The sequence below is a fragment of the Stenotrophomonas nematodicola genome (genome assembly GCF_009467805.1).
In the GTDB taxonomy this organism is placed as follows: domain Bacteria; phylum Pseudomonadota; class Gammaproteobacteria; order Xanthomonadales; family Xanthomonadaceae; genus Stenotrophomonas; species Stenotrophomonas nematodicola.
In genome coordinates this window covers 133,939-159,966 of record NZ_WIAY01000002.1, presented here as the reverse complement: position 1 = coordinate 159,966, position 26,028 = coordinate 133,939, and the positions used below count along the sequence as shown (strand labels likewise).

General features: G+C 69.0%; 25 protein-coding genes and 1 tRNA gene. 13 read left to right on the top strand and 13 right to left on the bottom strand.

The window, feature by feature from the left end; translation table 11 throughout:
* The first annotated feature begins 1 nt into the window (after position 1).
* From ybgF to GDJ08_RS08250, 5 genes are all read left to right on the top strand, one after another.
* On the top strand, positions 2-805 hold the full coding sequence (gene ybgF / locus GDJ08_RS08270) for a tol-pal system protein YbgF (RefSeq protein ID WP_136003037.1): 804 nt from the start codon (positions 2-4) through the stop codon (positions 803-805).
* Between the two features lie 121 nt (positions 806-926).
* Entirely contained in the window at positions 927-1,625 is a 699-nt protein-coding gene (gene queE, locus GDJ08_RS08265) for a 7-carboxy-7-deazaguanine synthase QueE (protein WP_136003038.1), read from the top strand.
* A 91-nt stretch (positions 1,626-1,716) separates the two neighbouring features.
* Positions 1,717-2,382: a 7-cyano-7-deazaguanine synthase QueC gene (gene queC, locus GDJ08_RS08260; protein ID WP_017357007.1), complete on the top strand. Its 666-nt coding sequence runs from the start codon at positions 1,717-1,719 to the stop codon at positions 2,380-2,382.
* Positions 2,383-2,457: 75 nt separating this feature from the next.
* Positions 2,458-2,533, top strand: a tRNA-Lys gene (locus GDJ08_RS08255).
* 111 nt (positions 2,534-2,644) lie between these two features.
* On the top strand, positions 2,645-3,289 hold the full coding sequence (locus GDJ08_RS08250) for a DUF922 domain-containing Zn-dependent protease (protein ID WP_153164677.1): 645 nt from the start codon (positions 2,645-2,647) through the stop codon (positions 3,287-3,289).
* A 73-nt stretch (positions 3,290-3,362) separates the two neighbouring features.
* Here the strand turns inward: GDJ08_RS08250 and GDJ08_RS08245 are convergent, their stop codons facing one another.
* Positions 3,363-4,841, bottom strand: coding sequence for a S41 family peptidase (locus GDJ08_RS08245; RefSeq protein ID WP_153164676.1), 1,479 nt, complete (start codon positions 4,839-4,841; stop codon positions 3,363-3,365).
* A 160-nt stretch (positions 4,842-5,001) separates the two neighbouring features.
* Here GDJ08_RS08245 and GDJ08_RS08240 point away from each other — a divergent pair, with 160 nt between their 5' ends.
* Together GDJ08_RS08240 and GDJ08_RS08235 are read left to right on the top strand one after the other, a co-directional pair.
* Positions 5,002-5,472: a PA2169 family four-helix-bundle protein gene (locus GDJ08_RS08240; protein ID WP_165699780.1), complete on the top strand. Its 471-nt coding sequence runs from the start codon at positions 5,002-5,004 to the stop codon at positions 5,470-5,472.
* Between the two features lie 68 nt (positions 5,473-5,540).
* Positions 5,541-5,789, top strand: a complete 249-nt coding sequence (locus tag GDJ08_RS08235) for a hypothetical protein (protein ID WP_017357003.1) — start codon at positions 5,541-5,543, stop codon at positions 5,787-5,789.
* Positions 5,790-5,871: 82 nt separating this feature from the next.
* Here the strand turns inward: GDJ08_RS08235 and GDJ08_RS08230 are convergent, their stop codons facing one another.
* A complete protein-coding gene (locus tag GDJ08_RS08230) occupies positions 5,872-6,027 on the bottom strand; it encodes a hypothetical protein (protein ID WP_153164674.1) in 156 nt (51 codons plus the stop codon).
* A gap of 116 nt (positions 6,028-6,143) precedes the next feature.
* Positions 6,144-6,467: a hypothetical protein gene (locus GDJ08_RS08225; protein ID WP_136003043.1), complete on the bottom strand. Its 324-nt coding sequence runs from the start codon at positions 6,465-6,467 to the stop codon at positions 6,144-6,146.
* Positions 6,468-6,723: 256 nt separating this feature from the next.
* Here GDJ08_RS08225 and GDJ08_RS08220 point away from each other — a divergent pair, with 256 nt between their 5' ends.
* Complete coding sequence (locus tag GDJ08_RS08220; RefSeq protein ID WP_153164673.1) at positions 6,724-7,389, top strand: MliC family protein; 666 nt, start codon at positions 6,724-6,726, stop codon at positions 7,387-7,389.
* Between the two features lie 12 nt (positions 7,390-7,401).
* Here the strand turns inward: GDJ08_RS08220 and GDJ08_RS08215 are convergent, their stop codons facing one another.
* The 3 genes from GDJ08_RS08215 to GDJ08_RS08205 all read right to left on the bottom strand — a co-directional run bounded on the left by GDJ08_RS08215 (position 7,402) and on the right by GDJ08_RS08205 (position 9,389).
* Positions 7,402-8,070, bottom strand: coding sequence for a DUF3011 domain-containing protein (locus GDJ08_RS08215; protein ID WP_017356999.1), 669 nt, complete (start codon positions 8,068-8,070; stop codon positions 7,402-7,404).
* Positions 8,071-8,160: 90 nt separating this feature from the next.
* The gene (locus tag GDJ08_RS08210; protein ID WP_017356998.1) at positions 8,161-8,562 is read right to left on the bottom strand and encodes a response regulator; all 402 of its coding nucleotides are present in this window, start codon (positions 8,560-8,562) and stop codon (positions 8,161-8,163) included.
* 56 nt (positions 8,563-8,618) lie between these two features.
* The gene (locus tag GDJ08_RS08205; protein WP_017356997.1) at positions 8,619-9,389 is read right to left on the bottom strand and encodes a CPBP family intramembrane glutamic endopeptidase; all 771 of its coding nucleotides are present in this window, start codon (positions 9,387-9,389) and stop codon (positions 8,619-8,621) included.
* A gap of 152 nt (positions 9,390-9,541) precedes the next feature.
* On the opposite strand from GDJ08_RS08205, the gene GDJ08_RS08200 reads away from it, so the two are divergent.
* Positions 9,542-9,835 carry a TFIIB-type zinc ribbon-containing protein gene (locus GDJ08_RS08200; RefSeq protein ID WP_153164672.1) on the top strand — a complete coding sequence of 98 codons (294 nt, stop codon included), beginning with the start codon at positions 9,542-9,544 and terminating at the stop codon, positions 9,833-9,835.
* A 21-nt stretch (positions 9,836-9,856) separates the two neighbouring features.
* Here GDJ08_RS08200 and GDJ08_RS08195 read toward each other — a convergent pair whose 3' ends face one another.
* From GDJ08_RS08195 to GDJ08_RS08170, 6 genes are all read right to left on the bottom strand, one after another.
* Complete coding sequence (locus GDJ08_RS08195) at positions 9,857-10,369, bottom strand: GNAT family N-acetyltransferase (protein WP_153164671.1); 513 nt, start codon at positions 10,367-10,369, stop codon at positions 9,857-9,859.
* An 86-nt stretch (positions 10,370-10,455) separates the two neighbouring features.
* A complete protein-coding gene (locus GDJ08_RS08190; protein ID WP_153164670.1) occupies positions 10,456-11,391 on the bottom strand; it encodes a copper resistance protein B in 936 nt (311 codons plus the stop codon).
* On the bottom strand, positions 11,388-13,166 hold the full coding sequence (locus tag GDJ08_RS08185; RefSeq protein ID WP_136003049.1) for a copper resistance system multicopper oxidase: 1,779 nt from the start codon (positions 13,164-13,166) through the stop codon (positions 11,388-11,390). Before GDJ08_RS08185 ends, GDJ08_RS08190 begins: the two co-directional genes overlap by 4 nt.
* Positions 13,167-13,270: 104 nt before the next feature.
* Positions 13,271-13,660, bottom strand: coding sequence for a CopL family metal-binding regulatory protein (locus tag GDJ08_RS08180; RefSeq protein ID WP_165699779.1), 390 nt, complete (start codon positions 13,658-13,660; stop codon positions 13,271-13,273).
* A gap of 94 nt (positions 13,661-13,754) precedes the next feature.
* Positions 13,755-15,560 carry a DNA helicase RecQ gene (recQ, locus tag GDJ08_RS08175; RefSeq protein WP_136003051.1) on the bottom strand — a complete coding sequence of 602 codons (1,806 nt, stop codon included), beginning with the start codon at positions 15,558-15,560 and terminating at the stop codon, positions 13,755-13,757.
* Between the two features lie 134 nt (positions 15,561-15,694).
* On the bottom strand, positions 15,695-16,246 hold the full coding sequence (locus GDJ08_RS08170; RefSeq protein ID WP_017356669.1) for a Dps family protein: 552 nt from the start codon (positions 16,244-16,246) through the stop codon (positions 15,695-15,697).
* A 90-nt stretch (positions 16,247-16,336) separates the two neighbouring features.
* Between GDJ08_RS08170 and hrpA the strand changes: the two genes are divergently transcribed.
* Positions 16,337-20,443, top strand: coding sequence for an ATP-dependent RNA helicase HrpA (hrpA, locus tag GDJ08_RS08165; protein WP_153164668.1), 4,107 nt, complete (start codon positions 16,337-16,339; stop codon positions 20,441-20,443).
* Positions 20,444-20,482: 39 nt separating this feature from the next.
* On the opposite strand, the gene GDJ08_RS08160 is transcribed toward hrpA, so the two are convergent.
* Positions 20,483-21,019, bottom strand: coding sequence for a hypothetical protein (locus GDJ08_RS08160; RefSeq protein WP_017357210.1), 537 nt, complete (start codon positions 21,017-21,019; stop codon positions 20,483-20,485).
* A 117-nt stretch (positions 21,020-21,136) separates the two neighbouring features.
* On the opposite strand from GDJ08_RS08160, the gene GDJ08_RS08155 reads away from it, so the two are divergent.
* From GDJ08_RS08155 to GDJ08_RS08145, 3 genes are all read left to right on the top strand, one after another.
* A complete protein-coding gene (locus tag GDJ08_RS08155; RefSeq protein WP_017357209.1) occupies positions 21,137-23,290 on the top strand; it encodes a RelA/SpoT family protein in 2,154 nt (717 codons plus the stop codon).
* 29 nt (positions 23,291-23,319) lie between these two features.
* Positions 23,320-24,873, top strand: a complete 1,554-nt coding sequence (locus GDJ08_RS08150) for a hypothetical protein (protein WP_153164667.1) — start codon at positions 23,320-23,322, stop codon at positions 24,871-24,873.
* Positions 24,874-25,034: 161 nt separating this feature from the next.
* The gene (locus GDJ08_RS08145) at positions 25,035-26,024 is read left to right on the top strand and encodes a glycosyltransferase family 2 protein (RefSeq protein ID WP_153164666.1); all 990 of its coding nucleotides are present in this window, start codon (positions 25,035-25,037) and stop codon (positions 26,022-26,024) included.
* Positions 26,025-26,028: the final 4 nt, after the last annotated feature.

The following is a 26,028-nucleotide window of genomic DNA, read 5'->3' as shown; positions in this document are numbered from 1 at the left end:
GATGCGCCTTCGATTCATATCGATGATCGTTGCGGCAGCCCTCGTGGCTGCCGCACCGGCCTACGCGCAACGTCAGAGTCTGGCCGACCGCGTGGGGTCGCTTGAGCAGCAGGTGCTCAACAACCAGTCCAACACGGACATGCTCAACCAGCTCAATCAGCTCCGCACGCAGGTGCAGGCGCTGCAGTCGCAGGTGGAGCAGTTGCAGCACGAGAACGCCCAGCTCAAGCAGACCAGCCAGGACCAGTATCTGGATCTGGACGGGCGGCTGAACCGGCTGGAAGGCGGCACTCCGCCGGCCCTGCCTGCCGCGCCTGCTGCCAAGGCCCCCGTGGCCCCCCCGAAACCGGCAACGGCCGCTTCCGAGCGGCCGCCTTCCGTGCACGGCGATCCTGGCAGCCTGTCGGCCAGCGGCGACGAACGCACCGCCTACAACGTCGCCTTCGACGCCCTCAAGGCTGGCAAGTACGACGATTCCGCGCAGCTCTTCCTGAGCTTCCTGGAGCTGTACCCCAACGGCGTGTATACCCCCAATGCCTTGTACTGGCTGGGCGAGAGCTACTACGCCACCCGTAATTTCCCGCTGGCCGAGGCGCAGTTCCGCGACCTCGTCTCGCGCTACCCGACCCACGACAAGGCGTCCGGTGGCATGCTCAAGATCGGCCTGTCGCAGTATGGCGAAGGCAAAACCGACGCCGCCCAGGCCACCCTGGAGCAGGTCGTCAGCACCTACCCGGGCTCGGATGCCGCGCGCACCGCGCAGGACCGCCTCCAGTCGATCCGGCTGGGCCAGCAGATCCGCTGAGACCCCGCCGGCCCAGGCCGGTATACTTGGCTGTTGGGCGACCACCAGCGCGGTCGTCACCTGTAGGGCCGGGCCATGCCCGGCCGTCGTCGTTTCCGCAGCCGTAGTCCCAGAACACCTCATGACCGCATCCCTGTCCGCCGCCGCCGCGCTCCCCAGCGAGATCGTGCAATCGCCCCTGCCGCGCCTGAAGATCACCGAGATCTTCACCTCGTTGCAGGGCGAAGCCGATACCGCCGGCTGGCCGACCGTGTTCGTCCGGCTGACCGGTTGCCCGCTCAGGTGCACCTACTGCGACACCGCGTACGCATTCCACGGCGGCACCTGGTGGGACATCGATGCGATCGTGGCCGAGGTGGTGGCGCAGGGCGTCCACCACGTCTGCGTGACCGGCGGCGAGCCGCTGGCGCAGAAGCGCTGCCTGGTGCTGCTTGAAAAGCTCTGCGATGCCGGCCTGGATGTCTCGCTGGAAACCTCCGGTGCGCTGGACGTCAGCGCGGTGGACCCGCGCGTCTCGCGCGTGGTTGACCTCAAGACCCCCGGCTCGGGTGAAATGGCCCGCAACCGGCTGGAGAACCTGCCGCTGCTGACCCGCCGCGACCAGATCAAGTTCGTGCTGTGCAGCCGCGAGGACTACGAGTGGGCACGCGACATGGTCGCCGGGCACCGGCTCAACGAGCGCAGCATGGTGCTGTTCTCGCCGAGCAAGAGCCAGCTGAGCCCGCGCGAACTGGCCGACTGGATCGTCGAGGACCGCCTGCCGGTGCGCTTCCAGATGCAGCTTCACAAGCTCCTCTGGGACGACGCGCCCGGGCGATGACCGGCTGCCGGGCGGGCCCGGCCGCTCTTACTGATTCATTCCGGCGCGGGACAGCGTGCTGGCTTTCCCGCAACCTACCGGAAACACCCCCATGAAGAATGCAGTTGTCCTCCTGTCCGGCGGCATGGATTCGGCCGCCGTCGTCGCCATCGCCCGTGAGCAGGGTTTCGCCGTCCATGCGCTGAGCGTGCGCTACGGCCAGCGCCACACCTCCGAACTCGATGCCGCCGCCGCGGTGGCCACGGCGCTCGGCGCCGTCGCCCACAAGACCGTCAACGTCGACCTGCGCAGCATCGGCGGTTCGGCGCTGACCGACGATATCGACGTGCCCGAGGCGGGCGGCGAGGGCATCCCCGTCACCTACGTGCCGGCGCGCAACACCATCATGCTGTCCGTCGCCCTGGGCTGGGCCGAAGTGCTGGGCGCCAACGACATCTTCTGCGGCGTCAACGCCGTGGACTACTCCGGCTACCCGGACTGCCGCCCCGAATTCATCGCGGCCTTCCAGACTCTGGCCAACCTGGCCACCAAGGCCGGCGTGGAAGGGGCGGGCATCCAGGTCCACGCCCCGCTGCAGTTCCTGAGCAAGGCCGACATCGTGCGTGAAGGCGTGCGCCTGGGCGTGGACTTCGGCCTGACCGTGTCCTGCTACAACGCCGACGACAGCGGCGCGGCCTGTGGCCACTGCGATGCCTGCCGCCTGCGCGCGCAGGGCTTCGCCGATGCGGGCGTGGCCGATCCCACCCGTTACGCCTGATCGCCACACGGGTACGCCTGCGCGCCAAGATAGGTTAGAATGCGCACCCCCGGCAGCGATGTCGGGGCATGCAATGGGCCGTTAGCTCAGTCGGTAGAGCAGAAGACTTTTAATCTTTTGGTCGATGGTTCGAATCCATCACGGCCCACCACTGCATCGATGAACGAAGGCGCCTGCGAGGGCGCCTTTTTTCGTTGCGCCACGTTGCGGCCCGCCAGCATTTCACGCACTCTTTCTGCTTCATTGAAGGCAGGGACAGCGCATGATGCAGGGAACGCACACCACGGCGGCGGCAACCAACGGAGCAGCTGCTGCACGCAGCGGGATCGCGGCCGGGTGGCGCCGCGCAGCCGGGGGCGCTCTGCTGCTTGCCGCGCTGGGCATCGCAACCGTGCAGGCAGAGCCGGACGCCGGGCTGACGATCGAGTACTACGACGTGCAGGGAACCACGCTCGAGCAACTGCGCGAGTCGCTGCGCACCCTCGGACCGGTGGATGACGATGGCGAACGCCACCACGGCCAGGTGCGCTGGAACCTGCAGTGGCGCTACAACTACAGCACCGATCGCGGTGGCTGCCGGCTGACCGGATTCACCGTCCAGCGCAGCACCACCATGCAGTTGCCGCGCTGGGTGGATGTGGATCGCGTGTCACCGGCGCTGCGCAGTGATTGGGAGCGGTACAGCCGCGCGCTGCGCCTGCATGAGGATGGCCACGTGGAGACCGGTGCGCTGGCGGCGGCCGAGATCGAACGTCGTACGGCGGCGGTCAAGCGCAGTCCCACCTGCGCGGCACTGACCGCCACGCTGGATGAGATCGGCAAGGCCGTGATCCAGGAATTCAAGGCGCGCGATGTCGAGTACGACGCGACGACCGGGCATGGCGCCACGCAGGACGCGCAGATCTGAAGAACACGCGATGAGCTCCCGCTCAACGCGACCGCCGGTCACACCGCGATCAGCCGGCGTGAACGCGATCCCGTCAGTATCGCGCCAGATCGAGATCGATCACGTCGAGCACCCGTTGCGCACGGGCGCGTGCCGACTCCCCGGCACGCGCGCCCACCGCAAGATCCGGCACGATGCCGGCGACCTCGTCGCTGCCATCGGCACGCAGCCGCACACAGTTGGGAATGCGCACGCGCAGATGGCTGTTGGGCAGTTCGGCGGGTGACTCCGCGCTCATGAACCCGCAGCCGTAGCCGCCGCTGCGGGTGCCGACAACACGCGCGATGCCGTTGTCCTGCAAGCGGGCCGCGAACATCTCCGCCGAGGACGAGGTTTTGCCGTCGATCAGCAGATAGACCGGGCCGTGCCAGGCACCGCGGTGCGCACGCACGTCCTGCGCCCAGTCCAGGCGGTGGGCGATGAGGAAGTCGTCGAGCCGATCCACGGCCGGGTCGGCCAGCGGGCCGCCAGACGTCCCTGCCGCGACGAGGCGCCGGCAGCGCTGCGCCGACCAGTCCTGTTGGGTCTGCCAGACCCACGACAGGTCGCAGGCAGGGGACTGTGCGGCACGCAGCGCGGCCGCAAACGCCGTGCGCTGCTGCGTCAGCATCGGGCGGGCGCGGGCATCGGGGTGGTGGCGGGTCAGCGCGTCGTCGAGTCGCTCGAACTGTTCCTGCAGATAGTCGACGCCGGTGCCGGACGCGCTCATCTGCAACGTGGCCGAGCGCACCGGCTGATCGGTGAACAGGCGGGCGAGGGTATCGCCGCTGTCGTCGCCACCGGGGTTGGTGCCGACGTCCACCAGCACCGCGTCCACCGCCTGCTGCCGGAAACGACGCAGCGTGGCGGCGATCTCCGCGACCCAGGCCTCCTGCAGCGTGGCCCGCATCGTGCGCACCCCATCGGCGTGGCGCAGCTGCGGCCACAGCCGATGGCACAGGCCGGGATAGCGCAGCGCATCGAACTCGTGCAGGCGCAGCAGGCCGACGCTGCCTCCGTGGGCAAGGGTGATCACGCCGCTGCGCAGGGCCGGGTCGGCGCTGCCGCCGTCGGCGTGGTACGCCGGCAGCGTCTGCAGCGGCAGGCTGTAGTCCTGGCGGCCTTCTTCGATCACGCCCAGCACCGCGCAGCCGGTGGCCGCGTCGAGGGCGCGCGGGTCCACCGCGGTGGGCATCGGCCCGGGTGCATCGGTTGATTGGCGGTCGAGCAGGGCCAGATGCCCATCATGGAAACCGGCCAGGAACGTGCGCAGTGCCTGTTCCGCTTCGGCATCGTCGTGCGCCTCGTCCAGTGCGCGGGTGGCGGCACGTGCCAGGGCCGGCAGGTCCACACCGCTCTGCGGCGACGCCATCCAGGCCAGGTGGGCGTAGTCGTCCTGCAGCGTCTGCGTCAGCGCGGCCAGATCGGCGCGCCAGGCGGCGCGGTCCACCTCGGTGGCGGCGTGGACAGGTGCCGTTGCCAGCACCCCGAGCAGTGCGCCGGTGAGCGCCATCCGTAGCGTGCGTGGTGTCATCCGTGATCTCCGCGGGTGCGGCGCGCCGTTGCGCCGGTGTCTGCATGGAACCTGCACGATGCTAGCAAACAACAGCGCCCTCACACCCCCGTTCCGCAACCGCGCGCATGATCAGGCCGTACCCCTGAAGTCGGGATCGACGATCCCACGGAGCGGTGCCATGAAGACCATCAACACCGGCCCGCGCGTCCGCGCGCTCAACCAGATCATCGGCGTGGCCCGTGACGGGCACGACCTGTATGCGCGCGGCGTAGCGGACATGCAGGACAGTGACCCGGACCTGAGCGCGCTGCTGATGCGCATGGCGGAGTCGAGCGCCAGGGTAGTGGACCGCGTGAGTGGACTGGTACGCAGGGAAGGCGGCCGGCCAGTCCGACACGGCACGATCATCGGCCATGTGCGCGGGTATTTCGGGTGGCTGGGTACGGTGCTGGGCGATGCCGGCATCCAGTATCTGAGCGAAGGCCAAGCCAGCGAGGCCCGGCTGATCCGGGTCATGGAAGCGGCGGTACGCCACGGTGACCTTGGTGAGGACACGTGCGGGACGCTGGACGCGATGCTGCGCGACACACGCCTGTGCCACGACGACATGCGCGGGCGGCTGGACACCATGCGCGCGCGCGATCCCTGAGGAAGCGTCGGACCTCTCATGCAACAGTACCAGCGGCACGCAAGGCGTGCCCGCCACGGAGTGGGTCAATGATGATCGTACTGAAGGATTCGACGGGCAGGCGCCTGCGTCTGGGCGAGGGGTGTCTGCTGGAAGACGGCGTACTGTTCCACCGTCGCACGATGCTGGTGGCGGTTGGCGATGGCCTCCGCCTGGCACCCGGCGTGCTTGACGTGATCAACGCGTCGGTCGCCGGCAGCGCGTGGTTGTCGATGGAACAGGAAGGCAACCTGGCCGCCCGGCCATTGCGCTGGGAAACGCTGCATGTATCGAGCTGAGTCCCCGCGCCGTTGCAACCCCTTACACCCGTGAGGCTGCGCGGACGCGCAGCCCCACCGAATCTATGCAACGCCGCCGCTGTTACTTCTGCTGCGGCGAACGTGTGCTGTCTTTGTTGTCCTGCTGCTGCTTCTGCTGCTTGGCCAACGCGTCCTTGCGCTCCTGCTCCTTCTGCTGGTCGGTCTGGGCAGCGGCATTCTTCTGGACGTTGTTTTCGTTGTTCTGCATGGTGGACATGGTGTTACTCCAATACGACGTGATGTCGCAGGAGCCATACTGGACCGGGTGCCGTTACGCAGCGGTCGCACGCACATGAGGGTAGGGTTAGTGCCCGTTCCCGTGCGTGGAACCATTCAGATGAACAGGTCGATCACGTCAATCAGCGTGTCAGTGCTGTCGTGTTCGTGCTGGCGCTCGTAGTGGTGCTGGTCGCGCGCGTCGAGCTGCTCATCGTCGATCAGGCCGCTGAAGTACACCATGCCGACAAGCAGTACCACCGGCGATGCCAGCAGCGACAGCAGCAGCTGGAACAGCCCGAGCAGCACGCCGCCCTTGAACATCGTCGCGATGGCGAGCACGCCGCCGCAAAGGCCGAGCGCGATCCCCAGCAACAACCCGGCCCAGCCCCACGGCAGCAGGAAACTCAGCCATGACAACAGCAGGACCAGCCATGCCACGCGCGCGCGCCGGCTTGGCGGCGGTGTCCTGGCAGAAGACGCGGAGGCGGACGCAGAGGAAGGCGCGGGGGAAGTGCTGGCGGTCGACATGCAGGGTCCTTCTTGCAAGAGGGCTACATCCTACCGTCCGCGCGCCGTACGCGCAGCGGCGTGCACCTGCCCTCAACGCGGAGGTGGCGATACTGCGGGCGATACCCGTTGCGCGCCGGTGCGCGCAGAATACGTGCCTGTCCGTTGTCGTACCGCTGGAGGTTGCATGAACCGTATCGTCCTTTCCGTTGCCGTGGCGCTGGTTGTGGCGGGCTGCTCGCGCAGTCCCGAACCGGCCGACCCTGCGTCCGCCACGCCCGCGCCTGCCGCGCGCACTGCTCCGGTCCCACTGCCGGCAGCACCGTCGGATACGGCCACGTCCTCCCCGTCGTTCGATTGCACCAGGGCCACCTCCGACGCGGAGAAGTGGGTGTGTACCGATGAGGGACTGGCCGCACTGGACCGTCAGTTGGCTGCACGGTACAAGCGCGCGCAGACCGCGCCGGACGAAGTGGATATCGCGGCCGAGCAGCGGGGCTGGATCAAGGGGCGCGATGCGTGCACCCGCGCCGTGGACCCGCGCCAATGTCTGCGCGAGGCCTACCAGACGCGTCTTGTGGAGTTGACCGTCAGCGGCGGCGGCGTCCCCGCGAGCGCAACCGGCACCTATCGCTGCGACGATGCCGACAAACCGCTGAAGGTCGTGTTCTACAACGACATCGACCCGGCAGCGGCGATCGTGACCCTGGGCACCGACCAGGCCATCGTGTTCCCGATCGAAAGCGCCAGCGGCAGCCGCTACGGCCGCGAAGGCGTGGCGTTCTGGGAACACCAGGGCGAGGCGACGCTGGACTTCTACGGCACCGCGTTGCGCTGCACGGCGGACCGCTGACGGCGTCGAGGATCAGCGTACGCGTCGGTAGCGCACCTCGTTCTGGCGATCGCCCACCTCCGTAGTGACAAAGCCGTCGCGGCTCTGGCTGATGTCGAACACGCTGTCGCCGACATTCAGCCGGCCGCCGTTGACCCAGCCGGACAGGGTCTGGCCGCGCGCCTGCGCGGACATGCGGCCGTCGCCGTCGATGCGCATGCGGATATCGGTACCGTACATGGCGTTGTAGCCCTCGAACTCCCCGATCATCCAGGACGGCACATACGATGTGTGCCGGGCGCCCTGGTAGCGGGTGTCGTCGTAGCGGTCGTCGGATGTCTTGTTGGCGTTGTGGACCATCGCGCCCAGGATGGCCGCGCCGATCAGCACGCCGGCGGCCACCTTGGCGTCGTGGTTGTCATCGTTGTCCCGGTCGTGGCGCGAGCCGCTTCCCTGCACGCGGAAGGTGGCCCGGCAGCCGTCGTCCACCCACACCTCGCGGCGGTCGTAGTCCCAGCTGCGGCCTTGGCGGCAGTCCGCGCCGGACAGCTGCCGGTCCAGGCTGACATGGCCGGCGTACGGCAGGGAGCAGGCGTGATACCGGTTGTCGCGGCTTTCGCAGGTGACGACATCATCGGCCCGCGCATCGGCGAGGCCGGCGAGCAGCAGCAGGGGGGCACTCCAGAGAAGACGGGTCTGCATGGCACGTGTCCGTGGCCCACGGGCGGGCCCTGTGGATCGAACGATGCCAGTCGCGGATGAAAAATGGATGAAGGCGCGTGCCTGCGCCGCTCAGGCCGCGCGGCCGGTTTCCATGACACCGAAACAGGTGCGGATGGCATCGAGCAGCTCGCTCATCGAGTACGGCTTGGGCAGGAAATGGATGCCCTCGCGCAGGCGCCCGGTCACCTCGGCCGGGTCGAGTCCGGAGGTGACCAGCACCGGCAGACCCGGGTGATGGGTGCGGATGCAGTGGGCGGCGTCGATTCCGTTGAGCTCGCCCAGGCACACGTCGGTAAACACCAGGTCGAACCGCTCACCCGCGCGCAGCAATCCCAGCGCTGCCTCGGCCGTGCTCACCGCCGTCACCTCGCAGGCCTGGCTCTCCAGCGCGAGCCGGCTGAGCTCGCGGGTATCTTCGGTGTCTTCGATCAGCAGTACGCGCGGGATGACGTGGCGCTTGGACAGCAACATGACGCGGAATTCCTGGGGTCGGCCGGAAACGGCGCGCAAGTATGGGGCGGCGAAGGTTAGCGGGTCGTGCAGGCGGCCCGGCGGGTGCGATGCCGATGCAGCAGATACACGCCGGCGACGGCCAGCAGCGCGGCCGACAGCCGCAGGCTGTTGCCCTGCCAGCCGATGGCGGTGGCATCGTTTACCTGCATGACGTTCCAGGCCATGTTCAGCGACACGTGCAGCACCACGGCGCTCCACAGCGTGTTGCGGTCCAGGCGGCACAGCACGGCGAACACGACGCCGCCGATGCCCGTCATTGCAAACACGCGTAGTGCCATGCCGCCGCCACCACCAAAGGACCACCAGTGGATGGCGCCGAAGATGACCGCCTGTACCAGAGCCGCTGGCCACCAGGGCCAGCCCTGATGGCGGTGGGCGAACAGGAAGCCGAAGCCGCGGAAGATGATCTCCTCGGCCAGTGGAAACAGCAGTGCGAGCATCACCAGCGGCAGCAGGCTCGCCTCTGCGCTGATGCCGCCCAGCCACCACAGGCCAAGCCAGCACGGCAAGGTGGCCAGCAGCACGATGGCCGGACCCTGCCAGCCGCTGCCGCCCAGCCCCAGGGCATGCCGGAGGGGCAGGCCGGGACGCAGCCAGGCCGCAACGGCAAGGACCAGCAGCACGCCCAGTCCGTTGTCGACGATGGCGCCGCCGAAGGGAATGGGCAGGCCGGGAATCGGCACGCCGGCCCAGCCGGCAAGATCACGCAGGTTGATCGACACCAGCAGGGTGATGACGATCAGGCTGGCGCTGAGCCAGCGGGGACCGGGGTGGGGGGCGGACATGGCCGGATTCCTTGGCGTGTGGTGCGCGCAGTGTGCGGCGCTGGCAACGCGCAATCATGGGGCAGAGGTCGGGGGGCCGTTGGTCATGCGGCGTTGCGCCGGACTCAGCCACGGCAGGGTAGAGTCGGGGTTTGATCGATGGAGTGGCGACGATGCAATGCCCCGTATGCAAGACCCAGGCGCTGGTGATGTCCGAGCGCCAGGGCATCGAGATCGACTACTGCCCGCAGTGCCGTGGCGTCTGGTTGGACCGTGGCGAACTGGACAAGATCATCGAACGCTCGGTGGGCGGCGCCGCGCCGGCACCGGTACGTTCGGCCGCGCCTCCGCCGCCTCCGGCGGTGCAGCATCGCGATACGCGTCATCTGGGCCAGCAGTACGGCGACCAGCAGGGCTATCGCAAGAAGAAGAAGGAGAGCTTCCTGTCGGACCTGTTCGACTTCTGAGCCGGACCGGCTGCGCCGGTCTCAGGGCCGGCGCAGTATGAACTCCAGGTCGCGGCTGTCGCCGACCACGAAGTCGTACTGGCCGACCGGCACGCAGCCGTAGCGCGCATAGAAGCGCTGCGCACCGTGGTTTTCCGACCACACGCCCACCCACAGGGTGCGGCGTGCGGGCTGGTCCAGCCAGGTGAGGAACGCGTCCATCAGGCGCGCGCCATGACCACCGCTCTGGTGGCGTGCCAGCACATACAGGCGCTTCAGCTCGATATCGCCCGGGCGCGCATCGGCATGGGGCAATCCGTTCGGGCCGGCTGCCAGATAGCCCACCGCGCGCCCGTCCTCTTCCAGCAGCCACACCGCGCTGTGCGGATCCTCCAGCTCGCGGCGCTGCGGTGCCGGGCTGTAGTGCGCCTGCAGGAACGCGTGAAGATCGTCCGGCGGATACGAATCGCCGAAGGTTTCGTTGTAGGTCGCGATGGCGATGGCCGAGAGGGCGTCGGCATCGGCCACGGTGGCGCGGCGGATATGCAGGGACATGGGAGCGCGGATGGGGAAACGGTGCGGCAGCTTACGGCATCCCGGGCATGCCCCGGGCGCACGCGGCGCCCGGGATGCATGCTGGCCTAGAACCAGACCCGCACGCCGGCGACCCAGCGGGTGTCGCGCGCGTCTTCGCCGGCGGCCGCGTGATAGTCGGCGGTGTCGCCGAACAGGCGCTCGTGACTGATGCCGATGTACGGGGCGAAGCGGCGGCTGAACTCGTAGCGCAGGCGCAGGCCGGCCTCGACCTTGTTCAGGCCGGCACCGGTGCCGTATTCGGGTTCATCCTTGGCCGAGAACGTGGCCTCCACCAGCGGCTGCAGGATCAACCGGTTGGTCAGCAGCAGCTCGTATTCCACTTCGACCGTGGCTGCGACCTGGCCGCCTTCGCCGACGTAGGCGGTGGCGGAGGTTTCGAACTTGTACGGCGCCAGGCCCTGGATGCCGATGGCCGCCCAGGTGCGCGAATCGGCAGGACGGATGTCCTGCTTCACCCCGACCAGGACGTCCCACCACGGCGACACGCTGCGGCCGTACAGCAGCTCCAGGTCCGACGATCCGGTGCGGCCATCGCTGCGTTCGCCTTCACTGCGCAGCCAGAGGCGGTTGATGTTGCCGCCGATCCAGCCGCTGGCCTCCCAGGCCTGGCCATTGCCGTGTTTGCCGTCCCACTGCTCCAGGCGGTTGATCAGCACCATGCTGTGGATCTCCGGCGCGTGTTCCATCGCGTCGTGGTCGATCGGCGGAAACGCGGCGATGCGATCGGCCTCGGTGACGGCGGGAATCGGCTCCAGCGGTTCCCGCGGCGCGGGTGCTGCGTGACCCATCGCCGCATGGTCCATCCGGGTGTGGTCCATGCCGTCATGGTCGGGGTTGGAGGTCGTCCCGGCGGTGGCGGGTGGCGACGTGTCCGCCGCCACGGTGGCATGCGCATGCGACTGCGCCCAGGCGGGCGCTGACAGGGTGGCCAGCAGCGCCGCCGTCAGCAGGCGGGGCGCGTGAGCGGTGAGCGTGCTCATTCTTCAATCCTCACTTCGCGCATCATGCCCGCTTCCATGTGGTAGAGCAGATGGCAGTGGTACGCCCAGCGGCCCAGTGCGTCCGCGCGCACGCGGTAGGTGCGGCGCGTGCCGGGAGGCATGTCGATGGTGTGCTTGCGCAGGTGGAAGTCGCCGTCGGCGTTTTCCAGGTCGCTCCACACGCCGTGCAGGTGGATGGGGTGCTGCATCATCGTGTCGTTGACCAGCACGATGCGCATGCGCTCGCCGTAGTTCAGGCGCAGCGGTTCCGCGCTGGCGAAGGGAATGCCGTCGAAGGACCAGCTGAACTTTTCCATGTGCCCGGTGAGGTGCAGCTCGACCTCGCGGCCGGGATCGCGCCCATCCGGATCGTCGAACAGGCTGCGCATCGCGCCGTAGGTAAGCACCTGGCGGCCGTTGTCGCGCAATCCGATGCCGGGATCGTCGAGCTTGGGCTCGGTGGCCATGCTCTGCATGTCGATCAGCGGATTGCCCGTCTCGCTCGGCGCGTGGCGCGGCGCCTTGTCGTTGCCGCCGTGCGCGGCGTGGCCCATGCTGGCGCCGCAGCCGCCTTCCATGCCCTTCATGTCGTGGCCCATGCCGCCCATGTCGTGGCCCATGTCGGACATGGTCAGCAGCGGGCGTGGGTCGCGCGCGGGAATGGGGGCCTGCAGGCCGTGGCGTACTGCCAGCGTGCCGGCGGCATAACCGGTGCGGCCCATGTCCTGGCAGAACAGGGTGTAGGCATCCTGGCCGCCGGGTTCGACGATGACATCGAAGGTTTCCGCTGGTGCGATGCGGAATTCATCGATGGTGACCGGATGGATGTATTGCCCGTCGGCGGCGACCACGGTCATCTTCAGGCCGGGAATGCGCACATCGAAGTAGGTCATCGAGCCGCCGTTGATGAAACGCAGCAGCACCTTCTCGCCACTGCGGAACAGCCCGGTCCAGTTGCCGGCCGGCGTGGTGCCGTTGAGCAGGTAGGTATAGGTATGCGCGTTGATGTCGGAGATGTCGGTGGGGGTCATCCGCATCCGGCCCCACATGCCGCGGTCGGCGGTGGCCGCGGCCCAGCCGTCGCGGCGCACGTCGCGCAGGAAGTCGGGCAGGGTGCGCTTGTAGTAGTTGTCGTACTCGGCGAGCTTCTTCATGCGCCGGAACAGCGCACCCGGGTCCATGTCGGTCCAGTCCGAGAGCATGATCACGTGTTCGCGGTCGTAGCGGTACGGCGCCGGCTGCAGCGGGTCGATGATCAGTGCGCCGTACAGGCCGGCCTGTTCCTGGAACATCGAATGGCTGTGGTACCAGTACGTGCCGGACTGCTTGAGGGTGAACCGGTACTGGTAGGCCTCGCCCGGCGCGATGCCGTTGAAGCTCAGGCCTGGCACACCGTCCATGTTGGCTGGCAGCAGGATGCCGTGCCAATGGATGGACGTGGGGTGGCCCTGCAGCGCATTGGCCACGCGGACCGTGACGGTATCGCCTTCGCGCCAGCGCAGGATGGGCGCCGGCAGGCTGCCGTTGACGGTGATTGCCGGGCGGGTACGGCCGGTGAAGTTGGCGAGCGACTCGCCGATGCTCAACTGGAACGCCTGGCCGCTGAGTACCTGCGGGGCGGCAGCGAGCGCGGGACCGGCGGCGGCGAACGCGCGCGGGCTGAGGCCGGTGGCGGCCAGGCCGGCGGCGACGCCTCCGGCGGCCAGCCCCTGGACGAACAGGCGGCGCGACGGCATGGGCAGCGTGCCCGGGCCGGGTTGGGTTGGGAAAGACATTGCAGCTCCGAATCGGATCCAATGGCACGCGCAGGTGCCGATACGCCAACCGCGCACGCAGCGCGGGGCATCGCGTCAGTCGGGCGCTCGCGGGGAGCGCGGGATCAGGCGATCGGAGGGCGGGTGATGCGGTCCAGCGGCAGGCTGGGCAGCCCGGCGCGGATCGGCGGCAGCGGTGCCTGCGCGGGCGGGGGCGGTGTGGCGATCCAGGCGATCTGTACGGCCAGGCTGGGTTGCTGTGCGCAGGTGCGCAGGCAATCCTTGATCTTGCAGGGATCGCCCTGCTGCGGTGCCTGGGCGTGGTCGAGCACCGCCGACGGCGGCGGCGCGGTCATGGCGTCGTGGCCGTGGCAGGGCGGCGCGGGAGCGGTGACGGCAGCATCCACCGGGTGCGCCATTGCCAGCGCCATCGGCCCGGCCAAGGCGGCGTTCAACCCGTTGAGCAACAGGCTGAGCATCAGGATCAGGCGCAGGAGCAGGCCACCGGCGGTCATGGGCGTCACCTTACCGCCAACGCGGCGACGGCGCATCCGTGGCTGAACGCGGGATTCAACTCTGGAGCCCACTCCGTCAGCGCGTACGGTCCCATCAGCCTTCCTCACGCACGATCTCGACCAGCCGCGCGCCGTAACGCGACAGCTTGGTGCCGCCGATGCCACCGACCCGGGCGAGCGCATCGACGCTGGTGGGCCGCTGTTCGGCGATGTTGCGCAGGGTGCTGTCGTGGAAGATCACAAAGGCCGGCACGTTCTGTTCCCGCGCCAGCTCGGCGCGCAGGCCGCGCAGGGCGTTGAACAGCGCCAGGTCCTGCGGCAGCACGGACAGGCCGGTGCGCTGGCCGCTGCGGTCGCGCTCGCGGCCGGCGGCGGGGCTTTCGCGGCGCATCATCACCTTGCGCCGCCCCTTGAGCACGTCGCGGCTGGCATCGGTGAGGCGCAGGCCGCCGTAGGCATCGCTGTCCACTTCGAGCAGGCTGGCGGCCACCAGCTGGCGGAACACGCTGCGCCAGGTGCGGGCGTCCAGATCCTTGCCGATGCCATAGGTGCTCAGTTCGGTATGCCCGAACTGGCGGATCTTCTCGTTCTCACCACCGCGCAGGATGTCGATCAGGTGGCCGACGCCGAAGCGCTGGCCGCTGCGGTACACGCAGCTCAGCGCCTTCTGGGCGGCCACGCTGGCATCCCAGGCATCGGGGGGGACCAGGCAGTTGTCGCAGTTGCCGCAGGGCTGCGGGTAGGTTTCGCCGAAGCCGGCCAGCAGAACCTGGCGGCGGCACTGCATGGATTCGCAGTAGCCGAGCAGGTGGTCGAGCTTGGCGCGCTCGAGTGTTTTCCGCTCTTCGCCGGCCTCGGACTGCTCGATCATCTGCTTGAGCAGCACCACATCGCCCAGGCCGTAGCAGAGCCAGGCCTCGGCCGGTTCACCGTCGCGCCCGGCGCGCCCGGTTTCCTGGTAGTAGCCTTCCATCGACTTGGGCAGGTCGGTATGCGCGACGAAGCGGACATCGGGTTTGTCGATGCCCATGCCGAAGGCGATGGTGGCGCACATCACGATGCCGTCCTCGCGCAGGAAGCGGCGCTGGTTGGCGGCGCGCACTTCGGCGGGCAGGCCGGCGTGGTAAGGCAGTGCGTTCATACCCTCGCGGCACAGGAACTCGGCGGTCTCCTCGACCTTTCGCCGCGACATGCAGTAGACGATGCCGGCCGCGTCGCGATGCGCCTTGAGGAAGTCCAGCAGCTGGCGCTTGGCGTTGTCCTTCTGGACGACCGTGTAGCGGATGTTGGGGCGGTCGAAGGAGCTGACGAAGTGCTGGGCGTTGGTGAGGTCCAGCCGCTCGGCGATTTCACGCTGGGTCGGCGGGTCGGCGGTGGCGGTGAGCGCGATGCGCGGCACGTCCGGCCAGCGCTCGTGCAGCACGGTCAGCTGGCGGTATTCGGGACGGAAGTCATGGCCCCATTGCGAGACGCAATGGGCCTCGTCGATGGCGAACAGGGCGATCCGGCTGCGCGCCAGCAGGGACAGGAAGCGGCCGGTGAGCAACCGCTCCGGTGCGACGTACAGCAGCTCCAGTTCACCAGCCACCAGCTCCCGTTCCACCCGCGCAGCGGTTTCCGCGTCAAGCGTGGAATTGAGGTACTCGGCGCGCACGCCCAGCTGGCGCAGGGCGTCGACCTGGTCCTGCATGAGGGCGATCAGCGGTGAGATGACGATGCCGGTGCCGTCGCGCAGCAGGGAAGGCACCTGGTAGCACAGCGACTTGCCGCCGCCCGTGGGCATCAATACGAGCGCGTCATTGCCGGCGGCGACATGTTCGACGATCGCCTGCTGCGGACCGCGGAAATCGTCGTAACCAAAGATGCGGCTGAGCAGGTCGTGCGCGGGGCGGGAAGACATCGACGTAGTTTACAGGGCCGAGCGACCTGAGGAGGCTCAGTCGACTCTGGATCTGAACGTCGGCGATGCGCCATCCGGGGACGAAGCCCCCCTTGAGACCAAGGGGGGACAGGAGGGGCAACGCCCCGGCGGGATTACTGCAGCAAGGAACGCAGCATCCAGGCGTACTTCTCGTGGGTCTGCAGGCGCTGGGTCATCAGATCCTCGGTCGGGGCGTCGTCGGCGTCGGCGGCCACATCAAGCACCTTGCGGGCGGTGCGGCACACGGCCTCGTTGGCGGCGACCAACTGGCGTACCATTTCACGCCAGTCCGCGCTGTCGGTCAGGCCCGGTTCCTCGGCGATCGAGGTCAGGGCCGCGAACTCGCGGTAGGAGCCGGGGGCGTTGAAGCCCAGTGCACGGATACGTTCAGCAACGTCGTCCAGGGCTGCCCACTGCTCGGTGTACTGGGTCTCGAACATGGTGTGCAGCGAGTTGAACATCGACCCGGTGACATTCCAATGGAAATTGTGGGTCTTCAGGTAGAGCGTGAACGCATCCGCCTGGAAGGCCGCCAGCCCATCGGCAATCTTCTTGCGATCGCCTTCCTTGATCCCGATATCGATGTTCGGGGCCGAGGGGGCCGCCGTTGCCAGCTTCTGCTTACCGGTCTGGGTCTTCTTTGCCGGCGTCTTGGTTTTCGCCATGGGGGATATCCTCCTTGTGGATGGGATGGCCTTCACAATAGATCAGACTAACCTTTCAGATGTAATCAAAGTTTTAAAACGATCCGATTGATGACCGCTATCAACAAACCCTCCGTTTCCTCTCTGCACCTGCAACAGCGCGCGATCGACGGGGCGATGAGCCGCGACCGCGGTCGCTTGCTGGGGATGCTCTCGCGCTGTCGCGCCAAACCGGCCGATGCGGCGGTGGCGGCCGCGTTCGAGCAGGCCTTGCAGGCGTCGGTACAGCGGCGTGAGGCACGCGCGCGGAACCGGCCGACGATCAGTCTGGACGACACCCTGCCGATTGCGCGTGAAGCTGAACGGATCACCGCCCTGATCCGCGACCACCAGGTCGTGGTGATTGCCGGTGAGACCGGGTCGGGCAAGACCACCCAGCTGCCGAAGCTGTGTCTGGCCGCCGGACGGGGCGTGGCGGGGATGATCGGCTGCACCCAGCCGCGACGGATCGCCGCACGTGCGGTGGCCACCCGTGTGGCCCAGGAACTCCAGTCCGAGCTGGGCACCACGGTGGGGTACCAGGTGCGCTTCACCGACCGGGTTGGCGACGACACCCGCATCAAGTTCATGACCGACGGCATCCTGCTGGCGGAAATCAGCAGCGACCGCTGGCTCTCGCAGTACGACACGATCATCGTCGACGAAGCCCACGAGCGCAGCCTCAACATCGACTTCCTGCTGGGCTACCTCAAGCAGCTGTTGAAAAAGCGGCCGGACCTGAAGTTGATCGTGACGTCGGCGACGATCGACACATCGCGGTTCGCCGAGCATTTCGACGATGCGCCGGTGATCAGTGTCGAGGGACGCACCTTCCCGGTGGAAGTACGCTACCGCCCGCTGGAAGGCGAGGGCGGCGGCGACGAGGAGGGCGGCCGCGACGGCGAGCGCACCCTGAACGAGGCGGTGGTGGCGGCGGTGGATGAGATCACCCGGCTCGATCCGCGCGGCGACATCCTGCTGTTCTTCCCCGGCGAACGCGAGATCCGCGACGCGCACCAGTCCCTGGAACGGCGCAAGTACCGCGAAACCGAGGTGCTGCCGCTGTACGCGCGGCTGTCGGTGAAGGACCAGGACCAGGTGTTCAACCCGGGCAGCAAACGGCGCATCGTGCTGGCCACCAACGTGGCCGAAACCTCGCTGACCGTGCCGCGCATCCGCTATGTGGTCGATCCTGGCCTGGCCCGGGTCAAGCGTTACAGCCCGCGGCAGAAGCTGGACCGCCTGCATATCGAAGCGGTGTCGCAGGCCAGCGCCAACCAGCGCAAGGGCCGTTGCGGACGCGTGTCGGAGGGCATCTGCTACCGCCTGTACTCGGAAGCGGAGTTCCTGTCGCGGGCCGAGTTCACCGACCCTGAAATCCGCCGCTCCAGCCTGGCCGGCGTGATCCTGCGGATGCTGCAGCTCGGCCTGGGACGGATCGAGGACTTCCCGTTCCTCGAAGCGCCGGACGAGCGCGCGATCGCCGATGGCTGGCAGCAGCTGGGTGAACTGGGCGCGGTGGACGCCGAGCGTCGGCTGACTCCGGTCGGGCGACAGATGGCGCGCCTGCCGGTGGACGTCAAGCTGGCGCGCATGCTGGTGGCGGCGCAGGCGCAGGGATGCCTGCGGCCGATGCTGGTGATCGCCGCGTTCCTGGGTATCCAGGAACCGCGCGAGCGCCCGCCCGAAGCGCGCGCCGCCGCCGACAACGCGCACGCGCTGTTTGCCGACGGCCGCTCCGAGTTCGTCGGCGTGCTGCGCCTGTGGGACGGCTACCGCCAGGCCCATGAGGACCTGACCCAATCCAAGCTGCGGGGCTGGTGCGAACGCCATTTCCTTGGCTTCCTGCGCATGCGCGAGTGGCGCGAGCTGCATCGCCAGCTGCGCGTCCTGTGCGAAGAACTTGGCTGGACCGAAGAGCCGGCCGCAACGGCGCTGGAACCTTTGCTGGCCGGATCGTCCGCGCCGGCGCCGACGCGCGACGATGATGCCAGGATCAAAGCCACCCGTGGCCAGCAGCACCGTGCCGCACGCCTGGCCCGCGAGGGCAAGGCCGAGCCGCTCCCAGCCACGGCGGCACCGGCATCGGCCGCGCCTGCCGACGCCCGCGAGGCGCGCGGTGGCTTCAGTGAGAAGGTGCGCGCTGCGGCCTACCAGACGCTGCACCGCGCGCTGATCGCCGGCCTGCCCACGCAGATCGGCCACCGCAGCGACAAGGGCGACTTCCTTGCCCCGCGTCAGCGCCGGTTCCTGCCGTTCCCCGGCTCGGTGCTGGCCAAGCGGCCGCCGCCGTGGCTGCTCACCGCGACGCTGCTGGATACCCAGAAAATCTGGGGCCTGACCAACGCGGCGATCGAACCGGACTGGGTGATCGCCGAGCTGCCGCACCTGCTGCTGCGCAAGCACTTCGACCCGCACTGGTCGCGCGCGCAGGGCCAGGTGCTGGCCTCCGAGCAGATCAGTCTGTTCGGGCTGGTGCTGGCACCGAAGAAGCCGGTGCACTACGGCCGCATCGCGCCGGGCGAGGCGCACGACATTTTCGTGCGCCAGGGACTGGTGACCGGCGAGATCAACACGCGCGCCAGCGTCATCGCCGACAACCTCAAGGTGCTGGAGCAGGCGCGCGAGGAAGAGGCCAAGCTGCGTCGTGCCGGCATCGTCGCCGACGAAGGCTGGCAGGCCCGCTGGTACCTGGACCGGATCCCGGCCGAGATCCATTCGGCTACCGGCCTGGATACGTGGTGGAAGGGACTGGCGCCGGACAAGCGGCGCGCGCTGGCGTGGACGCTGGCCGATCTGTTGCCCGGCGAGGGCAGCGATGCCGACCGCTATCCGGCGTACCTGCCGCTGGGCGACGCGCGGCTGGCGCTGCATTACCGCTTCGAACCCGGCAGCGAGGACGACGGGGTCAGCCTGGATGTTCCGCTGCACCTGCTCAATGCGCTGGATCCGGCGCGGCTGTCGTGGCTTGCGCCGGGCTTCGTCGCCGACAAGGCCTCGGCGCTGATCCGCAGCCTGCCCAAGGCGATGCGTCGCAACTACGTTCCGGCGCCGGATTTCGGCCGTGCGTTCGCCGAGGCGTACCCGGACCCCACCGCTGACGATATCCGCGGCGAACTGGCGCGGTTCCTGTCGCGGGCCACCGGGGCGCAGGTGGCGGCCACCGACTTCGATGATGCCGCGCTGGAATCGCATCTGCGCATGAACCTGCGCCTGCACGACGCCAATGGCACGCTGCTGGCCACCTCCCGTGATCTGGATGCGCTGCGGGCACGCTTCGGCGAGAAGGCCGGGGCGGCCTTCGCCGCGCGGGCCGGGCGGGCGCTGGCGGCCGACGGGCTGCGTGATTTCCCGGCCACGGCGATTCCGCTGCAGGTGCCCGGCGAAGCCGGAGTGCCGGCCTATCCGGCGTTGGTGGATGACGGCGAGAGCGCCGCGCTGCGCATCTTCGCCGATCGCAACGAAGCACTGGAGCAGCATCCGCGCGGGGTGCGCCGCCTGCTGGAGATCGCGCTGGCCGACAAGGCCAAGCAGGCGCGCAAGCAGTTGCCCGTTCCGCCCAAGACCGGGTTGTTGTATGCCGCGATCGAATCGCAGGAGCGGTTGCGCGGGGATCTGGTCGAGGCGGCGATGAACGCGGTGCTGGCCGATGGCCTGGGTGACATCCGCGACCCGGCCGCGTTCGCGCAGCGGCGCGATGCGGCGGGCAAAGGCCTGTTCGGCGAGGCGATGGCGCGGCTGAAACTGGCCGAAAACATCCTGGCCCACGTCGCCGAGCTCAAGCCGCAGCTGGAAGCACCGTTGATGGGCTGGGCACGCGGCAATCTGGACGACATGGAGCAGCAGCTGGCCGCGCTGATCCATCCCGGCTTCCTGCGCGATACGCCGGCCGATGCGCTCGCACAGCTGCCGCGCTACCTGCGCGCGATGATCCTGCGTGCCGAACGTGCCAAGCGCGATCCGCCACGCGACCAGGCGCGGATGCTGGAACTGCGCCCGTTCCTGGACGCGCTGCACGAGGCCGAACAGCGTGGCCAACGCGACCGTCCGCAGTGGCAGGAACTGCGCTGGGATCTGGAAGAGCTGCGGGTGTCGCTGTTCGCGCAGGAGCTTGGGGCAAAAAGCGGGATTTCAGCCAAGAAGCTGGCCCAGCGCGTGGCGGCGCTGCGCAGGCCTTGAGCCAATGACCGCCCCGCGGGTTGCGCGGGGCGGTCGCGGTTACTTGACGCGACGGACCTTGGCGCGGGTGTTGGCGCCCTTCACCTGCAGGTACCAGGCGCCCATCACGCCGGGGGTGATGGTGACCTGCGGCGACTGCGCGCGGATGCCGGACAGGCTGGCACTGTCGGTCTGCTCCCACTCCTGTGCATTGGCCAGCACATAGCGGCGGCCCTTGCCGAAACCGCGGAACTCGCCTTCCAGCGTGCTGATGATCGGCTCGCTGCTGCCGAAGTCGAAGAAGCCGCGGTTCTTGACGATCACTTCCTGGCGGCCTTCCTCGCGCGCCTGCTCCTTGACCTGCTCGCGGACCTGCTCGCGCACATCGGCGGCAACGGCGGCGACCTTGCCCTGCAGCCAGTTGTTGAGTGCGGCCAGTTCGGCGGGTTTGAGCTTGTCCAGGCCGGCCGCCTTGAATTCCTCCGGCGTCATCTGCTGCTGCAGGTCGCCTTCGACCACGCGCTGTGCCCAGGCAGGTGCCGACAGGCTGAGCAGGACGGCCACAGCGGCCAACAACCGCAGACGGGAAAAGCGCATGGCAGGTCTCCTTGGGATGAACGCAGTGTAGGGCCAATGGGCCGGTGCAGCGGTTTTGATTGTTCCCTCGCACGGGCGGCGCTAGTGTAGCTACCTCTGTCTTGTCTGCACGATGCTGTGAACCGCGCTTCTGTCCCCGGCCTGGATGCCTTGTTGAACCGACCCTCGGCGTCGTCGCTGCCGCCTGCCCTGTGCGAGGCGCTGCGCGCGCGCTGGCAGGCGCCCGATACCGATCAGCAGATGCGCAGCAGCTGGACGGTGCTGGCTGACACGCTGGACGCGCTGGCGCTGCTGTCGGCCGATGAAAGCGCGTTGCTGGCCGCGCTGCTGTTCGACCTGCCGGGACTGCGCGCCGGACTGGACGGCCTGCCCTTGGGCACGCTGAAGCCGGCGGTGGTGGGCCTGCTGGAGGGCCAGGACGCGGCCGACCAGGTGTGGGCGCTGCACGCCGGCCGCGAGGCCGGTCGCAACAGCGAGGGCCTGCGCCGGCTGCTGCTGTCGATCATCCAGGACCTGCGCGTGGTGCCGATCCTGCTGTCGCGGCAGCTGGCGCGCATGCGCGCGGCCGACCGCCTGCCGGACGAACAGCGCCGTGCGCTGGCCCAGCTCACCCGCGACATCCATGCGCCGCTGGCCAACCGCCTGGGCATCTGGCAGTTGAAGTGGGAACTGGAAGACCTCGCGTTCCGCCATCTGGAGCCGGAAACCTACCGCCGCATCGCCCGCGAGGTGGATGAAACCCGCGTGGCGCGCGAGCGCTATGTGGAAAGTGTCAAGAAGGCGCTCGCGCGCGAACTGGCCGCTCAGGGCATCCACGCCGAGGTCAGTGGCCGCCCGAAGCACATCTACAGCATCTGGCGGAAGATGCAGAAAAAGCGGCTGGCCTTCGAGCAGCTGTACGACATCCGTGCGCTGCGGTTGATGGTCGATGACGTGGCCGCCTGCTACGCGGCGCTGGGCGTGGTGCATGCGCTGTGGGCACCGGTACCCAGTGAATTCGACGATTACATCGCGCGGCCCAAGGCAAACGATTACCGCTCGCTGCATACGGCGGTGGTCGGCCCGGAAGGGCGCACCATCGAAGTGCAGATCCGCACCCATGACATGCACGCCCAGGCCGAACTCGGCGTGGCCGCGCACTGGCGTTACAAGGAAGGCAGCAAGGGCGCGGAGAAGGCGTTTGATCGCAAGATCACCTGGATGCGGCAGTTGCTGGAGCATTCCCAGGACGGGCAGGCCGGCGAACTGGCCGGCGCGCTGGATGCCGAGCTGACCGAGGACCGGGTGTACGCGCTGAGCCCCAAAGGCGAGGTGATGGACCTGCCGCAGGGCGCCACGCCGCTGGATTTCGCTTACCACGTGCACACGATGGTCGGGCACCGCTGCCGGGGCGCCAAGGTCAACGGCCGCATCGTGCCGCTGACCTATCGCCTGCGCAGCGGCGACCGGGTCGAGATCCTCACCTCCAAGGAGGCCGATCCGCGGCGCGACTGGCTGCTGGCCTCCAACGGCTTTCTGGCCAGCAACCGCTCGCGGGAGAAGGTCCGTGGCTGGTTCCACAAGCTGGACCGGGCGCGCAATGTGCAGGCCGGTCGCGATCTGCTCGACCGTGAACTCAAGCGCCTCGGTCTGCAGCACGCCGACCTCGGCGTGGCGGCCAGAAAATTCCATGCCGACAGCGTGGACGATCTGTATATCCAGGTCGCACTGGGCGATACCGGCCCCAGCCAGGTCAGCCGTGCGCTGCTGGAGGCCGAACGTGCCGCCAGCCAGCCGACGGCACCGGCACTGCCGCGCCCGACCGCGCGCCGCGACAGCCTGGGCAAGTCCAAATTCACCGTGCAGGGCGTGGGCAACCTGCTGGTGCAGCTCGCGCGGTGCTGCCAGCCGGTGGCCGGCGAGCCGATCGTCGGCTACCTCACCCGCAGCCGTGGCGTCACTGTCCACCGCACCGACTGCGCCGCACTGGCGCGCCTGTCGGCGGCCAGCCCGCAGCGCATCCTGCCGGTGGAGTGGGGCCAGGCCGGCGGTGGCTACGAAGTGGACGTGGTGGTCGAGGCCGTGGACCGGCGCTGGCTGCTCAAGGACATCACCAATCTGATCGCGCAGGAAGACGCGTATGTGCTGGACATCCACAGCGACAACGTGCGCAACAGTGGTCGTGCGCACCTGCGGCTGCGGCTGAAGGTCAGCGATTACGGTCAGTTGTCCACGCTGCTGGGCAAGCTGGATGCCCTGCCGGGTGTCAGCGAAGCCCGGCGTCTAGGCTGACCTCACGTGACGCCGGCTAGGCTCGCGGCATGAGCCGTGACGCTGACAGGCAGAACCGCGCGCACGAGGTGCTGAGCCGCGTCCGTCGCGAAGGGCGCTGGTGGTGGCTGCAGGCACGTCATGCGCGGCGCATCTGGCGCTGGGCGGTGCTGGCAGCGGCGGTCCTGTTCATTGCCCTGGTGCTGCTGCGCCGGCCGTTGGCCAACTGGTTCTGGGACGCACCGCCGATCGAGCATCTCCTGCAGCAGGGCGACCGCGCGCTGGCCGCCGGCCGGCTGACCGCCACCGATGGGACCGGCGCACGCGAGTGGTATGAGGCCGCGCAGGCAATGGACAGCGACCGCGCCGAGGCGCGTGCCGGACTGGTGCGCACCGGTCAGGCGGCGGTGCAGCAGGCCCGCGGTGCGCTGGCGCAAGGCGACATCGAGGCTGCCGAGACGGCGCTGGCACTGGCGCGCACGCTGCAGGTGCCGCGGCGCGATGTCGATGGGGTGGCCCAGCAGCTGCGCCAGCAGCGCGTGGCGCGCGCCGGCGTGGAGGACCTGCTGGCGCGCGCGGCCGCCGCGTTGCAGGCGCAGCGCCTGGACGACGGCCCGGACAGCGCGTTGCCGCTCTACCAGCAGGTGCTGGTGCTGGTCCCCACCCAGGTGCAGGCCCTGGAAGGACGCGAAGATGCCCTGTCAGATCTGCTGCAGCAGGCGCGGGCGAACGCCGTGCGGGGGGATGTGGCTGCCGCGGCGGCGGCCGTGCGCCGTGCGCGTGGCTTCGATGCCGGCCATGTGGACCTGCCCGCTACCGAGGAAGCGCTGAACATTGCGCTGGAGCGGCGCCTGCGCGACGGCCAGGCGGCACTGCGCCGGGAGCGCCTGGAGACGGCGGTTACCGCTTTCCAGGCGGTGCTGGCGGCGGCGCCGGACGACGCCGCCGCGCGCCAGGGACTGCAGCGCGTGGCCGAGGCCCACCTGCAGCGCGCCGCGCGCCTGGCCGGTGACTTCCGCTTCGAGGCGGCCGGGCAGGCGCTCGCCTCGGCCCAGGCGCTGGGGGCGTCGGCGCGCACACTGGCCGACGCGCGCCGGGGTATCGAGCAGGCCCGGCAGGCACAACGGGCGCTGCAGGCGCCGACCGCGCCGCGGGCGCAGCGCGAGCGCAGCCTGATGGCGCTGCTGCGGCGCATCGAGGAGGCCGAAGCGCGTGGCGACTTTCTCGCGCCACCGGGCCGCAGCGCCTACGACGCGCTGCGCGAAGCACAGGCCCTGGCGCCGCAGGATGTGCGCGTGCGCGCCGCCGCCGGGCGGCTGCTGCCGGCCAGCCGCACCTGCTTCGAAGACCGTCTGCGTGAAAACCGGGTGGTCGCCGCAGGCGCATGCCTGGAGGCCTGGCAGACCCTGGCGCGCAGCGATGCGAGCCTGTCGCAGGCCCGGCAACGCCTCGCCCAGCGCTGGCTGGCGATCGGCAGCGAGCGGCTCGGCGCCGGTGATATCGACTTTGCCGCGCAGGCGCTGGACCAGGCGCGCCACTGGCAGCCGGACCTGCCCGAGCTGCCGGCCTTCGCCGAACGCCTGCGCAGCGCGCAGGGCGGCTGAGCCGCGGCGCACCGCCGACCCGGGTCGGCTATAGTGCCGCCGTTGTCATTTCCGCCCAGCCCCGCAATGCCCACGCATGCCCGTGTCTTCTTCCGCTCTCCCTGCCGCGCTCCGCGCGGCAGCGTGCCGGCGCGCTGTGCGACTGCCGCCCGGGATGTGGCGTGACCACGGCCGGCGGCCTGCAGGTCTCCGTTGCACTCTGCACCTGGAATGGAGAAGCGTTCCTGGCCGGGCAGCTGCGCAGTATCGCTGCCCAGCGCCGGCGTCCTGACCAGGTGGTCATTTGCGACGACTGTTCCAGCGATTCGACCTGGTCGTGCCTGCAACAGGAAGCGGAGACGCTGCGCGGGCTCGGCATCCAGGTCGACCTGCATCGGCATGCGGCGAACCAGGGCTACGTGCGCAACTTCGAGTACGCCCTGCGCCACTGCCGGGGCGACATCGTGTTCCTGTGCGATCAGGACGATGTGTGGCATCCGGACAAGGTGGCAGAGTTTGCGGCGGCGTTCGAGCGCCGCCCGGCCCTGACGATGCTGCACGGCGACGCCCGGCTCGTCGACGGGCAGGGCGAGCCGCTCGGTGCGCGTCTGTTCGAGGTGCTTGAGGTGGGTGCCGATGACATCGCGCGCGAGCACCGCGGCGAGGCATTCGAGGTGCTGCTCGGGCGCAACGTGGTGACCGGTGCCACGGCCGCGCTGCGCCGTGGCCTGGTCGATGTCGCCCTGCCGGTCGCGCCGGGCTGGATCCATGACGAGTGGCTGGCGCTGGTCGCGGCTGCCGGCGATGGCCTGGACTGCCTGGAGCCGCCCCTGGTCGATTACCGCCAGCACGGCGGCAACCAGGTCGGCGCACGGCGGCGTGGCGTGCGCGACCGCGTGATGCATGACGGCGCGGCGCGCCGGGCGTACCTGACCAAGCGGGTTGCACAGCTGGAAGCCCTGTCGGCGCGGATCGAAGACGGCCTGGTGCTGTCGGCCGAACGCCGGACAATGGTGCAGCAGCGGCTGCTGCATGCGCGCGCACGTGCCGCGCTGCCCGGGTCGTTCTGGGCGCGCGCGCGGCAGGTATGGGGCGAGTACCGTAGCGGGCGCTACACGCGCTTTTCCAATGGCCTGCGTTCGCTGGCCATCGATCTTCTGGATGTGAAGTGACCGA